The 332-nt window shown below is 44.9% G+C and carries 1 rRNA gene; it reads left to right on the forward strand.

Annotated features, from left to right (window positions below):
- Positions 1-194: 194 nt before the first annotated feature.
- A 23S ribosomal RNA gene (locus tag ACLEJU_RS28770) occupies positions 195-332 on the forward strand; the annotation flags it as partial.

Consider the following 332-nt stretch of genomic DNA (forward strand, 5'->3'; position numbering starts at 1 on the left):
GAATGTTGATTTCTGACTTTTGTCAGATCGTTCTTTAAAAATTCGGATATGTGATAGATATAGACTGAACACCAGTTTCACTGCTGGTGGATCAGGCTAAGGTAAAATTTGTGAGTTCTGCTCTTAATTGAGCGAAATGCGAATTTTCGGCGAATGTCGTCTTCACAGTATAACCAGATTGCTTGGGGTTATATGGTCAAGTGAAGAAGCGCATACGGTGGATGCCTTGGCAGTCAGAGGCGATGAAAGACGTGGTAGCCTGCGATAAGCTTTGGGGAGTCGGCAAACAGACTGTGATCCAGAGATCTCTGAATGGGGGAACCCACTCAGCA

The sequence above is a fragment of the Pseudomonas sp. SMN11 genome (assembly GCF_052041945.1).
GTDB lineage: Bacteria > Pseudomonadota > Gammaproteobacteria > Pseudomonadales > Pseudomonadaceae > Aquipseudomonas.